This is a genomic window from uncultured Dysgonomonas sp. (genome assembly GCF_900079725.1).
Taxonomy (GTDB): Bacteria; Bacteroidota; Bacteroidia; order Bacteroidales; family Dysgonomonadaceae; genus Dysgonomonas.
The window spans coordinates 4,777,607-4,790,863 of sequence record NZ_LT599032.1 but is presented as its reverse complement, the minus strand read 5'-3'; the positions used below and the strand labels follow the sequence as shown (position 1 = coordinate 4,790,863).

Genomic DNA, 13,257 nt, shown 5'->3' with positions numbered 1-13,257 from the left:
TTACTAATAAATACAATTTTTAAATTATGTCAGACTTTTCAAGAAGAAAGTTCCTGAAAACAGGAGCTACAGCATTAGCCGGACTAGCAGTAGTGCCCAATACCGTTCTGGGAAAATCATTCGGACATGTTGCTCCCAGTGATAAGCTTAACATCATAGGTGTGGGTGTAGGCGGTCGTGGGGCACACGTCTTAAGGAGTATGAATTCTCAGAATATCATAGGACTATGTGATGTGGACTGGAAATATAGCGCAAATGTATTTAAAGAATACCCCAACGCAAAGAAATATTACGATTATCGTAAAATGTTTGAGGAACTGGGAAAAGAGGCCGACGGGGTAATGATTGCAACGGCAGACCATACACATGCTATTGTAGCGGCCGAAGCTATGACAATGGGAAAACACGTGTATGTAGAAAAACCATTGACCCATACAGTCTATGAATCACGCCTGCTCACAAAACTGGCAGAGAAACATAAAGTTGCAACACAAATGGGTAATCAGGGTGCATCCGGTGAAGGCGTGCGCAAAATGTGTGAATGGATATGGAACGGTGAGATAGGCGAAATAACAAAAGTGGAAGCCTTTACCGACCGTCCTATCTGGCCACAAGGACTTAACCGTCCTGAAAAAGGAGAAAAAGCTCCGAATACCCTCAACTGGGATCTATTCCTCGGACCTGCAAAATATCGTGAGTATAACTCCATTTATACACCGTGGAACTGGCGCGGCTGGTGGGATTTCGGAACAGGCGCGTTAGGAGATATGGCCTGCCATATCCTACATCCTGTTTTTAAGGGCTTAAAGTTAAGTTATCCGACCAAGGCACAGGCGAGCTCAACTCTTCTTCTGACCGATAGTGCTCCTAGTGCCCAAACTGTAGAACTAACATTCCCGGCCCGGGAAAACATGCCTAAAGTAGCAATGCCTGAGGTTAAGGTAATCTGGTACGACGGAGGATTGAGACCAAGGCTGCCTGAAGGATTCCCGGCCAATAAAGATCTGAATGATGAAGGGGGTGGCGTGATATTTCACGGAACAAAAGACACTCTCATCTGCGGTTGCTATGGTGTACGCCCATGGTTGCTTTCAGGCAGAACCCCAAGCGCGCCTAAAGTATTAAGAGAAGTGACAACTTCCCACGAAATGGATTGGGTACGTGCATGTAAAGAAGATGCTTCGAACCGTATTGAGACTGCATCACCTTTCAGCGAAGCCGGACCGTTTAACGAAATGGTGGTTATGGGCGTACTTGCTGTGAGATTACAATCCCTTAATCAGGAATTGCATTGGGACGGACCAAATATGAAATTTACCAATATCGATCCGAACGCAACCATCCGCACGGTTATCAAAGACGGCTTCCAGATTAAAGACGGGCATCCGACATTCGACAAGACATGGACTGACCCGGTAAATGCGCAGGCTTATGCACAGGAGTTAATCAAACATACATACCGTGAAGGATGGAAACTCCCTGAAATGCCGAGATAAACCATATAATTATTACAATATAAAAAATAGAGACATGAATAAATCTTTATATACAATCAGTTGCATCCTGTTATCAGGCTTTATGGCAGCATGCGGCGGTAGTTCAAAAAAGGCTGAAAGCAGCAATACCAATATGGACGAAAATAAAACAGAAGAAAGCAAGTTGCCTGAATATAGAGCACTTGATAAGTCGCAAGTTAACTTATCCGAGTTTAAAACAGACAAAGATGGCTACATTATCCTGTTTGACGGAAAAGACCTGAAAGGCTGGCGTGGATACGGCAAAGATAATGTTCCGGGAAAATGGACAGTAGATAATGGGGCTATTAAATTCAATGGTTCGGGTGGTGGAGAAGCGCAAGACGGAGACGGAGGCGACCTGATCTTTGCACATAAGTTCAAAAATTTCGAACTCGAACTGGAATATAAAGTAGCCAAGGGAAGTAATTCCGGTATATTTATTTTGGCACAAGAAATAGAATCCAAAGATCCTAAAACAGGAGAGATGAGAATGGAGCCTATTTATATTTCTTCTCCCGAAGCACAGGTCTTAGATAACGAAAATCATCCTGATGCAAAATTGGGTAAGGATAACAACCGCAAGTCGATGTCATTATATGATATGATCCCGGCTAAACCACAAAACGCGAAGCCTTTCGGAGAGTGGAACCAGGCTAAGATAATGGTCTCTAAAGGAACTGTGGTACATGGACAGAACGGAGAAAACGTGGTTGAATATCATCTTTGGACTCCACAATGGACAGATATGCTGCAAGCTAGCAAATTCAGTGAGGAAAAATGGCCGCTGGCTTTCGAATTATTAAATAACGTAGGAGGACCGGAGCGAAAAGGATATATCGGACTTCAGGATCATGGAGATGATGTATGGTTCCGCAATATACGTATAAAGGTTTTAGATTAATAGTTTTTTAGAGTTTGGTTATCAACTCCGTAGGGGAGTTTAAGAACTCTCCTATGGAGTATTTTTAGTATTAACAATCCAGAAATAAATATCATGAAAAATAAGGTCTATTTACTGTTGGTATTAGCTTCATTAATAATATTACCACAAACGAGTCTTGCGCAAAACAAAAGAAATGCAAAAAAGGATATAGCCATACAATTATATTCAGTCAGGGATAGAATTGGCAGTTATGTAAATCAAACAGGGAAATATGATACCGATTATACAGCAATACTGAAAGAACTGGCACAAATGGGATATACCGCAGTGGAAGCAGCCGGATATAATGATGGTAAATTCTATAACCGCACACCACAGGAATTCAGAAAAGACGTAGAAACAGCGGGACTGAAAGTCCTGTCTTCGCATTGCACTAAACCGCTGACACCCGAAGAACTGGCTTCCGGTGACTTTTCAGAATCTTTAAAATGGTGGGATATAGCAATTAAAGCACATAAAGATGCCGGAATGACTTATATTGTTACCCCCTGGTTGGAGGTACCGAAGACAGTTAAAGACTTAAAGACATATTGTGATTATTACAACGAAATAGGTAAAAGATGTAAAGCTAACGGGCTGAAATACGGATATCATAACCATGCTCATGAATTTCAGAAAGTAGAAGACAAAGTGGTGATGATGGACTTTATGATTGAAAATACAAATCCTGAATTTGTATTTATCGAAATGGACGTATATTGGGTCGTAATAGGCAAAAATAGTCCGGTCGATTATTTTAACAAATATCCGGGCAGATTCTCTGTCCTGCATATAAAAGACCATCGTGAGATCGGACAAAGCGGGATGGTCGGATTTGACGCCATCTTTAAGAATGCCGAAACAGCCGGTGTAAAGCATATCATCGTCGAAGTAGAGAAATATAGTACGACTATTGAGGAAAGTATAAAAACCAGTCTGGATTATCTTTTAAATGCCCAATTTGTGAAAGCCAGCTATAGTAAATAGTTAGGTTTTCTATCTGTATAAAAATTGAAACAAGCCTTTGACATATGAGTCGGACAATAATATTACTACTCGTTTTAAGTTCCATTTGGTTAAGCTCCTGCACCGATTCTAAAAGCAGGATATTATTTAATGGTAATGAAAATAAAGATTGGCAAACTGTAGGTAATGTTTCTATAAATAACAGTGCACTAATACTCTCAGGGCCAAACTCCCGTGCCATCCTGAAAAACGGTGAATATAAAGATTTCGACTTAAAGTTGGTATTACGAACCACTCAAAATGGCAAAGGCTTTATCTGTTTTCATACTGATGATTCCGGTAAAGGCTACCGGATAGCGATTAACAATGACGTTACTGACCCGATATGGTGGAGAATGACAGGCAGCCTCTTATCTGTGCGCAATCTCACCAAAAGTATGGTAAAGGACAACCAGTGGTTTACTATGAATATCCGGGTAGAAGGTCAATCCATAGTAGTGAAAGTCAACGGAGAGCCTGTTGTAGAATATATAGAACCCGCACATCCCTTGCGTATATCACCAAACGATAGATGTATTCTTTCGAGTGGCACAATTTCGCTAGCAGTCAATGGAGACGGAGCTATAGAGTTTAAAAATATTTCGATAGAGACACTCGACAGAAAAGATATAAACATTCCTGCACAACTGGCCATTGCTAAAGACGAACAAAACGACGATATACTTCATCTCCATCAGGAAGATTTTCCTGTTCTCGATTATCATGTACATTTAAAAGGAGGATTTACGAAGGAAGCAGCGGCAAAACAATCACGAAAAACAGGTATTAACTATGCCGTTGCTCCTAATTGCGGAATTGGATTTCCGATTACAAACGACAAAGAAGTATTTAACTTTCTGGATACAATGCGTACCCAACCCTTCATACTTGCCATGCAAGGCGAAGGCCGGGAATGGGTAACAACTTTCTCTGAAGAGGCCCGATGCGGATTTGACTTTGTGTTTACAGATGCCCTGACCTTCAATGATCTGAGAGGGCAACGGATACACTTATGGGTAAATGAAGAAGTTGTGATCAATGATGAGCAGCAATACATGGACATGATTGTTGACCGGATATGTTCGGTTTTGCAAGAGCCGGCCGATGTATATGTCAACCCCTTCTTCCTTCCTGAACAGATGAATGACCGTTACGATGCATTCTGGACTGAAGACAGAATCAATAAAGTCATCGATGCGCTTGCTAAAAGTGGTATGGCTTTAGAAATAAATGAACTATATAGCATTCCCAACAAAGCGATCATAATGAAGGCCAAAAGAGCCGGAATAAAATTTACTTTTGGCTCAAATAATATTAGCCCTGAAGTGGGAAGACTGGAATATTCCATACGCATGAAAAAAGAATGTAACTTGATGCAACTAGATATGTACAAGCCAAAAGTCAAACTTTGAATATTCGCAATCTATATTTCCTCAATCACAGGTATAAGGGCCTGCCGAGAACATTTTACTTCCATCTGAAATACTTTTTCAGAACCCGTCCGACGTTATTTACGGCTGTATGAAGTTTAAGCGGTGTAATAGATTTGCCGGCTATGATGATGATAACAGCCGATAAAATCAAAACAATACCTGTAGCTAACCTTACAGTAAGAACCTCTCCAAAAATCGCTATACCGATAACCACGGCTGTAAGCGGCTCCAAGGCGCCCATTATAGCAGTCGGAGTAGAGCCTATAGCATGCACAGCTTTAACCATTGTAATCAAAGATATAACGGTGGGAACCAATGCCAGTATAGCAGCCCACATCCACATAGTAGGCGTTGTAAGTAGTTGCAAATGATTGTTTGTCTCGGAGAATGAATGTACTACAATTACCAACATACAAAAAACCAAAACATAAAATGTAAGTTTTACGGCTGACATCATTAAAGTTGATTTGTTCACAACTATTATATAGACTGCATATGTCAGAGATGACAACATTACCAGTAATACCCCTATTGAGCTTAATGTACTCCCACCCTCTCCTTTATAAAGCAGTGCTATTCCTCCCAAAGCCAATGAAATAGACAACATGGTCACCAAAGATAGTTTCTCTTTAAAGAATAGAGCCATTATAACAGCCACCATCACAGGATAAACAAAAAGAATCGTAGACGCCACCCCTGCATCCATATAGTGAAAACTGGTGAATAAAGACAAAGCCGAAGTGGCAAACAATATGCCTAAAATACCCAATAGTCCTAATTCCTTTCTAGTTACGCTGAACGATTTCTTTTGTACAAGCATTATCCCTGCAAGTATTATAGCAGCCAGAGAGAACCTGTAGAATAATACAGAATTTACATTTAGCCCTTCCTTATACAGGAACAAGGCGCCAAGAGGATTTGTCCCATAGCTTACAGCAGCGATAACGCCGTATATAGTACCTTTTAGTTTTGTGCTCATTTTTTCAACTTTTCCATGGGATGCAAAAGTAGATAAATAGTCTGTTAATTCCTTTTATAGTAAAAGAGAAATAATGGGACTTATGAAAAGCAGCCTGATGAAACATAAATAATGGAGCCGGAAAATCAAAATACGGTCTATGGTGCATTACAATACAATAAATCCTACAGGCCTTACAGACCCATAGGACTTATTTAACACACTCTTCTCTATAGCTTAACTACAATTTATTACGAAAAAGTAATTTATTGATCAAGATTTACCAGTTCATATTTCTGGCTGCCCATACCGATTTTCTCAGCATGTACCAAAGCATGTGCTCCATTCTTCGACTCCATTCGTTCTACCAGATGGATTTTCCCATGGTCGGTAGAGGCATATACCTGATCTACACAGGCTTTATCCAATGCAACTGGGTCAAGTGATGCCAAAATGCCCACATTACCCATTTCAGGGTTAGCCGGATTTGAATCACAATCACAATCGACTGATAGGTTATTCATTACGCTTATGTAAATGATCTTTTCTGCGGCATGGTCAGCAACAGCTTTAGCTGCTTCCGACATTGTTTCCAGAAATTCTTCCTGCGTAGGGCTTCCCCAATCGGTGGTACTAGCTCCCCCTGAGTGAATCAGGCGTTTACCGTTAGCAGAAGCTATACCGATAGACATATTCTTGATAGCCCCACCAAATCCGGCCATAGCATGCCCCTTGAAATGCGAGAGTATAACAGTAAAGTCATAATTGAGAAAGTTCTTACCTACAATGTCCCGGGTAATATGCGAACCTCCTGTTACAGGTAGGTCTACTTCTCCGTCAGCATCCATTATATCTACTTTGGCAATATTCATAAAGCCATGATCGCGTGCTGCTTTGAGGTGAAGTTCTGTACTGGATCGGTTTCCTCCATAGGCAGTATTACATTCGATGATAGTACCATTCACTGACTGAACAAAATCCTTAATCAAGGCTGGTTTAAGAAAGTTCTTCCCTCCGGGTTCTCCCGTACTGACTTTTATGGCTACATTATTCCCCTTTGCTTCGCGTCCTAAAGCTTTATAAATACGCATAAGGCTTTCAGGTGTAATTTCTTTCGTAAAATAAACTTTAGGTAAGCTGTTTTCTTCTGTTACTTCTTCCGATTGGCTTTTCTTTTCTTTGTTGTTTGAGGAACATCCGTATACAGAAACGATACAGAATGCGAATAGAACAAACAAAATAAAATGTGTTTTTTTCATTGCTTTTGTTTTTTATTGTGTTAAAAATTTAAATTTACTCCTCCCATGAATGTAGCACGTGGCATAGGAAAACCAAGCATTGTCTCGTATTTTCTGGCCAACAAGTTATCACCTTTAGCAAAAATTTCGAGGCATTTCATTGCACGATAAGATGCACGGGCATCTACTAATGTATAGCTGCTCATTTTAGCATCGTCCCCTGTAGAAAGATATAGCTTATCTATAAGTTGTGCACCTGCACTGAACGAAAATTTACCAAGGTCGTATGACATACCTGCGTATAGCTTATGTCTCGGGGCACCTGTTATAGGCGTATTCATATGGAGATAACTGTAATTAGTATGCAAACTGAGGTTTTTCAGCAGTTGATAATTGAGGCTGAATTCTATCCCTTTGTTGGCAAACTCACCCACATTCCGGTTTTGCGGACGACCGTCTACCTGGACTACCTCTACAATATTGTCTCCTTCCGAATAGAAAAAGGTCAACTCTGCAGACATACGATTGTCGAGCAAATTTTGAGCAATGCTCAAGTCGTAACTCCAGCTACTTTCGGGCAATAAATCTTCATTGGCAGAAGCATACATATACAATTCGCGCAAATTAGGTGTGCGAAAACCTTTAGACGCAGAAAATTTCAAGTGTGTATTTTCAGATGCCTTTACCGAAAAACCTGCTTGCGGTATCCATTCCGTACCATATAGTTTATGGTTTTCCAAACGGATTCCAACATTCAACATAAATATATCCACTTCTTGTTGTGCAAAAAGATAGCCGGCTACTTCGTGAAGTTTAATATGATCGGCATATACCTCAGTCTGAGGATCTCGGTAAGCGTTTCCTCCATATATCTTTGCATCGAATCCTCCTGTTATTGTATTTCCTTTAAACAGGCTTGCCGACTGGTAAATATTTGCGCCGCCCATATAGTCTGTCGAATTGAAAAGATACGGACGAGGTGTTCCTCCGGCAAAATAACCGTCATTTATTTCATGGTCACCCCAGTTATAATACAGATTTACAGCACCAGTTGTTTTACCATAGTTATTCTCAATAGACAAACCCGACATTCCACGCAGCACATCGGCTGTTCCGTCCAGCATAGGTCTGCTTTCTGTTCCGGGATTTTGAGATTTGGACTTGGCAATATTTACATTACCTGTAACTTTCCATTCCTCGGTAAGTTCATAACCCAGCTTGGTAAATCCACTGAAAGATTCAAAATCAGAATTAATACGATGCCCGTCAGTACGTTCGTAATTACCACTTACCACACCTGTAAACCGCCCGCTACGATAACTATCTGTAATAGAATAGCGTTGTGTACCATAAGAACCTCCCATCAACCTTGCCGAAAGTCTGTTTCCGTCATCAGTTGCCTTACGGGTTATGATATTGATAGCACCTCCCATCGCATTCGAACCGTAGAGAATAGATGCCGCACCGCGTGAAACTTCCACACGTTGCGCATCTGATGCAATATAAGCATCAGCCACAGGATGTCCGTAAATAGTAGCATATTGAGGATGTCCGTCTATCAGAATAAGCACGCGGCCTGCCCCTCCGCCGAAACCACGCAGGCTGATACCACCTGCCGCACCGGTAGACACTCCATATCCTGCTATCCCACGAGATGTAACGAACAGGCTGGGAACGTGTTTCATCAAAACCGGAAGGAGGTTAGTCTCTTCACTCTGTTCTATTGTTTTACGGTCCACGATACTTACGGGTACCGGAATTATGTTGCGCTGAACAGGTACACGAGATCCTGTTACCACGACTTCATTCAGGGCGTATTTTCTTGTCGATGCAGTATCTGTTGCTTGTTGGTTTTGAGCGTGAGCTACTGTCGACAACAGTATGCTGCAAATAATTAGGGTTGGTATTCTTTTCATTATTCTCTATTGATTTCCTTTTTGTTTTTCTAATAATGGTAGCAGTTCTTCTTCATAAATCTGACTGCTGACAATACGGTAATGCGGCGAGTATGCCTTATTGAATATATCGCTGTGGTGCCCCACATAATTGCCTTTCTCCAGTTTTGCGTCTATCTCCTCATTGTCTTTTTCATAATCGGGAAGTGAAAGTCCCATCGATTTTATGATATCTTCAATCTCGCCCCACTCTTGTTTCCAGTCCTCAATAGGAATGGGTCTTATCCCGCTCACACTTCTTACGAAAGCACTAAGAAATACGTCGTACGGAATGAGCTTATCCTTGATAACGGACAAATTTACCCGATAAAAATTATGCTGCCAGCCTGTCGGCTCTGCTATTTCTCCCGTAATTGTCGTATAAGAATCCAGTTCACGCAGAAGGTATTTTCCTGCAGCAACCGTATCATCTATGATATGACCGGGTCCGTATCTGTCCTGAAAGAAATGCTTGTATAGGTCTTTCAGTGTCGATTGGGGGTATTTCTCCATCTGATGACGAACCGATTCCCGTACAGTATTTTCAAAATTATTATCCTGTGCAAAAAATGGCATGGCAAAAGAAGTAAAAATGAATAGTAAGAAAGAGTGTTTGATTTTCTTCTTCATATTTATATAGAATTTTTAATTCTATCTATTTAGATCTAAACCAATGAATATTAATACAAATATCTGTTTTTTTTCTCAAATTATTCTATACGTTTGACGATTGCGAAAAAAATATTCATAAAAGCGAATAATAGCAAATCTGAAGGAATAAAGTTATCAGAAAACAGCCTGAACCAATCTACCGTTCAGGCTGAATTGATATTACATAATGAAAACGAAAAGTGAGCAGACATCAATACTACTTTGTCTATTTCCACTGCATATTTTGGCATCAGCTTGCTCTATGTAATATCAATTAAAATTTATTCATTTACTAGCCAGACTTTAAATTCCGAAGCTCTATTCTTACTGATATAAATGCGTTCGGGAACTTCTATATCCAAAGTGATCAGCAGGCGATTATCGAACCAGATTGTAATATTCTGCACACTGTTGCGTGCAATAATAAATTGCTTATTAGCCCTGGTAAAATCCGCCGGGTTCAACGATGAAGATATCTGCTCCAACGTTTTGGAATATGGATACGAATTACCATTTCTGAGGTATATCCGGGTCGTCTTATCCGTTGTATAAAAACAAGCTACATCATGTAAATCGATGGGTAGCAACTTGTCATTTACCGGAATCAGAAGTTTATCCTTATAGCGTGGCTTGGGTGCAAGCTGCACCAACCTAGACAGATATGCGGTGATATCAGTACGTGTCCATTTGCTCAATTTTTGTAAAGAACGCTTCAGTTCTTCCGGTTTAATAGGTTTAAGCAGATAATCTACGCTGTTTACTTTGAATGCTTCGATAGCATATTCATCATAGGCAGTAGTGAAAACTATCGGAGTGTCTACTTCGATAGCATCAAAGATGGAAAAAGCCGAACCATCCGATAAGTGAATATCCATGAGGATGAGGCCGGGTATAGGATTGGAATTCAACCATTTTACAGTTTGACTGACACTTTCGGTATTCCCTACAATTTCTATTGCCGGATCTATCTCATTGAGTATGTCAACAAGATTTTCGTAAGCTGCCGTTTCATCTTCAACAATCAATACCTTCATAATGATTATATGATTAATGGTAAATAGACATAATACATGTCATCTTTATTTATTATTCTTATTTGCTTATTCATTAATAACATGAACCTGTTTTCGAGATTCTTTAGTCCTGTTCCGTTTGTTTCGGCAGGTGATAGTTTAGGATATACCGGGTTGGAGACGACCAGTTCATCTTGTTCATCCAGCCGGATTGTAACCACCATTTTATGCTCGCTGTCGATCCTGTTGTGAACCACTACATTTTCAATCAAAGGAAGAATTGACAATACGGGTAATTTATAAGGTAATTTTTCCTTATCTACACAGACTTTGAATTCCAGTTTATTGGCAAAACGCACCTCCATCATATAAAAAAATGCGTCTACAAACTCTAATTCTTCCTCGAGTGTAACCAGACCTTTTTTATCACTTTGCAATATATACCTGAATACATCCGACATTTTGCTGACATATGTCAGTGTATTTTCATCATTCTTTTTTCTTATCAAGGCAGTCAGTCCATTCAATGAATTAAAGAAAAAATGCGGATTTATCTGATTCATCAATGCATCGTAACGGCTTTGCAAATTTTCCATTTTAAGTTGTTCTATCTCTTGCTCCTTTTTCCTCTGAACAGAATAGAGCAGATAGGTATGCCCGGTAAAAGTGACCAGGAAGCAGACCACAAAAAACTGAAACACTAATATGCTCCCAAAATGAGTTCCTTTGGGGTAAACCAGTAAAGTAGTCCCAATAAAAATAATATAAGAAACCAAACTGATAATAAAATTGATCAAAAAACGCCTTTTAAATGATTGCGTATTAATCTTTTGTATATTAACCTTGAGTAACGTAAAAATTAATATACAGAAATAAATATAGCGGACAGTAAAATAAAGCAGGTGATAAGTTCGATCAACTCCCTTTATAAAATCCAGTTCCCAAGGTAGACATGCAGTATTGGGATAGACAATAAAAACTGCACTGATTAATGTGATCAGCAGCAGTTTAAAAGTTGTATATTTATTTAAAACATTCATTTTTGTAATATCGTAATCAAATAGATTTTATGTAATCCGGATTATAAAAATACAGATGTTATTTTAAAGTCTGACATTAAATTAGATAATAACGAAAAACAGCTAAAAAAAAGAAATTACACTTTATTCTCTACTTCCTTCTGAATGGTTGCAGTTTCAGATAAGTAGCCGAACGCCAAAACCATTCCAGCGGCCCATATAAGAAGTATTTCAGCCAAAATTTGCTAAATATGACTTGCATTGTATATATAACCAATCCTAAAGCGAACAACTCTGTAGTCCCCCAGCTACCGAAAACGGAACCAAATGCCCACATAGAGAATATAAAACAACCGATAACACTTTGCATCTCATAATTAGTGAGTCCCATACGTCCATATGGAGTCATCACACTCAGACATTTTCCAATACCCTTAACCTGATACAAGATTATAAATCCCATAACCAAAGCCCCCGAAAAAAACACTGTACTAATGTTTTCTAAAGCCATTACAGCTCTAGTAAAGCAGGTGATATATCTGCATCCGGCCTCATAAATATCCTTGTATCTTGTGGTGGGAATAGTCCGACAATCCAGTTTACAACAACAACAGCAAGAACAAATCCGGCAAAAAGAATAAAGTTCCTTTTCTTCTGTATTTCAACCTGTTCAAAGAAGCGCATACGTCCAATAATCAATCCCAGGATAAATAAAGCCAACGTAATATATCCACGACCAAATAAACCAAACTGATAATTTAATTTCCGCTCCAATCCTATTGTCAGGTTATTCTTTGCTGAATTAAGGAAGGATGGTTTTTCCATATTTGAAGGTTGCGGACGTACAGCAGGCCGGTTTTCCAGAGTTTGCGCAGTGCCCGTATTGGTTGTTTGCTCTACTTTTACCATTTGGTTATAACTCACCGTTAAAATACGGGGAAGGCCTATCAGTAAAAGGGTAATGACAACAATTAATATCCAGTTCTTACATTTATAAAGAAAAACCATTAACACTCCGAATACGGCATAAATAGATAAGATATCTCCGGTATAGAAACAGTTACCTATGATTCCGATAATAAAAAGTATAGCCATGCGCCACAAAAAGCGTTTCCGAAAGTCAATTCCTTTTTTTGAAGCTCTGTCCATCTGAATGAAAAAGCTCAGCCCAAACAGAAATGCAAAGATATTGATAAACCTGCCCATTATGGCATTTTGCAATAGCCACCGGAGCGCCTCATCCAATTGCGGGAATAATGGTTCATTTTGGCCCATTCCTGAAAATGAAAAAATACCATAATGTTGCCACATATGGGTAAGTATGACTCCCAACAGGGCAAATCCTCTTAATGCATCTATGACTGTAATTCTCTGTAAGGATGTAGAAAAAGATTTGTGTTGCTCCATGACTAATGTTTTACTATCTATATTGTTTTTCCAGTATAAAAGTAAGATGTTAAAACATTGACAGTATTCCTTTTTGCAGGAAGACGAAAAATATAGCCGTAAAGGCGAATTCCTTTTCTTTCTCAATATGATAGCGGCTTTGTTTTACCTATTATTATAT

General features: G+C 39.5%; 12 protein-coding genes. 4 read left to right on the top strand and 8 right to left on the bottom strand.

Going from position 1 to position 13,257, the window contains the following annotated elements; all coding sequences use genetic code 11:
* Window positions 1-26 precede the first annotated feature (26 nt).
* The 4 genes from QZL88_RS19515 (at window position 27) to QZL88_RS19500 (ending at window position 4,856) form a co-directional block, all read left to right on the top strand.
* Complete coding sequence (locus QZL88_RS19515) at window positions 27-1,496, top strand: Gfo/Idh/MocA family oxidoreductase (RefSeq protein ID WP_296944258.1); 1,470 nt, start codon at window positions 27-29, stop codon at window positions 1,494-1,496.
* Window positions 1,497-1,530: 34 nt separating this feature from the next.
* Complete coding sequence (locus tag QZL88_RS19510) at window positions 1,531-2,418, top strand: DUF1080 domain-containing protein (RefSeq protein ID WP_296944255.1); 888 nt, start codon at window positions 1,531-1,533, stop codon at window positions 2,416-2,418.
* A 93-nt stretch (window positions 2,419-2,511) separates the two neighbouring features.
* Window positions 2,512-3,426 (top strand): sugar phosphate isomerase/epimerase, encoded by a 915-nt coding sequence (locus QZL88_RS19505; protein WP_296944252.1) that lies wholly within the window; start codon window positions 2,512-2,514, stop codon window positions 3,424-3,426.
* A 44-nt stretch (window positions 3,427-3,470) separates the two neighbouring features.
* Window positions 3,471-4,856 (top strand): family 16 glycoside hydrolase, encoded by a 1,386-nt coding sequence (locus QZL88_RS19500; RefSeq protein ID WP_296944250.1) that lies wholly within the window; start codon window positions 3,471-3,473, stop codon window positions 4,854-4,856.
* Between the two features lie 55 nt (window positions 4,857-4,911).
* Here the strand turns inward: QZL88_RS19500 and QZL88_RS19495 are convergent, their stop codons facing one another.
* The 8 genes from QZL88_RS19495 to QZL88_RS19460 all read right to left on the bottom strand — a co-directional run bounded on the left by QZL88_RS19495 (window position 4,912) and on the right by QZL88_RS19460 (window position 13,097).
* Entirely contained in the window at window positions 4,912-5,856 is a 945-nt protein-coding gene (locus tag QZL88_RS19495; protein ID WP_296944247.1) for a DMT family transporter, read from the bottom strand.
* Window positions 5,857-6,101: 245 nt separating this feature from the next.
* Window positions 6,102-7,094: a DUF362 domain-containing protein gene (locus QZL88_RS19490; RefSeq protein WP_296944245.1), complete on the bottom strand. Its 993-nt coding sequence runs from the start codon at window positions 7,092-7,094 to the stop codon at window positions 6,102-6,104.
* Window positions 7,095-7,114: 20 nt separating this feature from the next.
* Window positions 7,115-8,989, bottom strand: coding sequence for a TonB-dependent receptor (locus tag QZL88_RS19485; RefSeq protein ID WP_296944242.1), 1,875 nt, complete (start codon window positions 8,987-8,989; stop codon window positions 7,115-7,117).
* A gap of 6 nt (window positions 8,990-8,995) precedes the next feature.
* Window positions 8,996-9,637: a hypothetical protein gene (locus QZL88_RS19480; RefSeq protein WP_296944239.1), complete on the bottom strand. Its 642-nt coding sequence runs from the start codon at window positions 9,635-9,637 to the stop codon at window positions 8,996-8,998.
* Window positions 9,638-9,939: 302 nt separating this feature from the next.
* On the bottom strand, window positions 9,940-10,692 hold the full coding sequence (locus QZL88_RS19475) for a LytTR family DNA-binding domain-containing protein (protein WP_296944237.1): 753 nt from the start codon (window positions 10,690-10,692) through the stop codon (window positions 9,940-9,942).
* A 5-nt stretch (window positions 10,693-10,697) separates the two neighbouring features.
* Entirely contained in the window at window positions 10,698-11,711 is a 1,014-nt protein-coding gene (locus QZL88_RS19470; protein WP_296944235.1) for a histidine kinase, read from the bottom strand.
* A 130-nt stretch (window positions 11,712-11,841) separates the two neighbouring features.
* Window positions 11,842-12,201, bottom strand: coding sequence for a DUF418 domain-containing protein (locus QZL88_RS19465; protein ID WP_296944232.1), 360 nt, complete (start codon window positions 12,199-12,201; stop codon window positions 11,842-11,844).
* Window positions 12,201-13,097 (bottom strand): hypothetical protein, encoded by an 897-nt coding sequence (locus tag QZL88_RS19460; RefSeq protein ID WP_296944229.1) that lies wholly within the window; start codon window positions 13,095-13,097, stop codon window positions 12,201-12,203. Before QZL88_RS19460 ends, QZL88_RS19465 begins: the two co-directional genes overlap by 1 nt.
* Window positions 13,098-13,257 lie beyond the last annotated feature (160 nt).

What these genes read in the sequence shown, in the direction of transcription:
- QZL88_RS19515 (WP_296944258.1), top strand. Translation starts at nt 27, where the DNA reads ATGTCAGACTTTTCAAGAAGAAAGTTCCTGAAAACAGGAGCTACAGCA.
- QZL88_RS19510 (WP_296944255.1), top strand. Translation starts at nt 1,531, where the DNA reads ATGAATAAATCTTTATATACAATCAGTTGCATCCTGTTATCAGGCTTT.
- QZL88_RS19505 (WP_296944252.1), top strand. Translation starts at nt 2,512, where the DNA reads ATGAAAAATAAGGTCTATTTACTGTTGGTATTAGCTTCATTAATAATA.
- QZL88_RS19500 (WP_296944250.1), top strand. Translation starts at nt 3,471, where the DNA reads ATGAGTCGGACAATAATATTACTACTCGTTTTAAGTTCCATTTGGTTA.
- QZL88_RS19495 (WP_296944247.1), bottom strand. Translation starts at nt 5,856, where the DNA reads ATGAGCACAAAACTAAAAGGTACTATATACGGCGTTATCGCTGCTGTA.
- QZL88_RS19490 (WP_296944245.1), bottom strand. Translation starts at nt 7,094, where the DNA reads ATGAAAAAAACACATTTTATTTTGTTTGTTCTATTCGCATTCTGTATC.
- QZL88_RS19485 (WP_296944242.1), bottom strand. Translation starts at nt 8,989, where the DNA reads ATGAAAAGAATACCAACCCTAATTATTTGCAGCATACTGTTGTCGACA.
- QZL88_RS19480 (WP_296944239.1), bottom strand. Translation starts at nt 9,637, where the DNA reads ATGAAGAAGAAAATCAAACACTCTTTCTTACTATTCATTTTTACTTCT.
- QZL88_RS19475 (WP_296944237.1), bottom strand. Translation starts at nt 10,692, where the DNA reads ATGAAGGTATTGATTGTTGAAGATGAAACGGCAGCTTACGAAAATCTT.
- QZL88_RS19470 (WP_296944235.1), bottom strand. Translation starts at nt 11,711, where the DNA reads ATGAATGTTTTAAATAAATATACAACTTTTAAACTGCTGCTGATCACA.
- QZL88_RS19465 (WP_296944232.1), bottom strand. Translation starts at nt 12,201, where the DNA reads ATGGCTTTAGAAAACATTAGTACAGTGTTTTTTTCGGGGGCTTTGGTT.
- QZL88_RS19460 (WP_296944229.1), bottom strand. Translation starts at nt 13,097, where the DNA reads ATGGAGCAACACAAATCTTTTTCTACATCCTTACAGAGAATTACAGTC.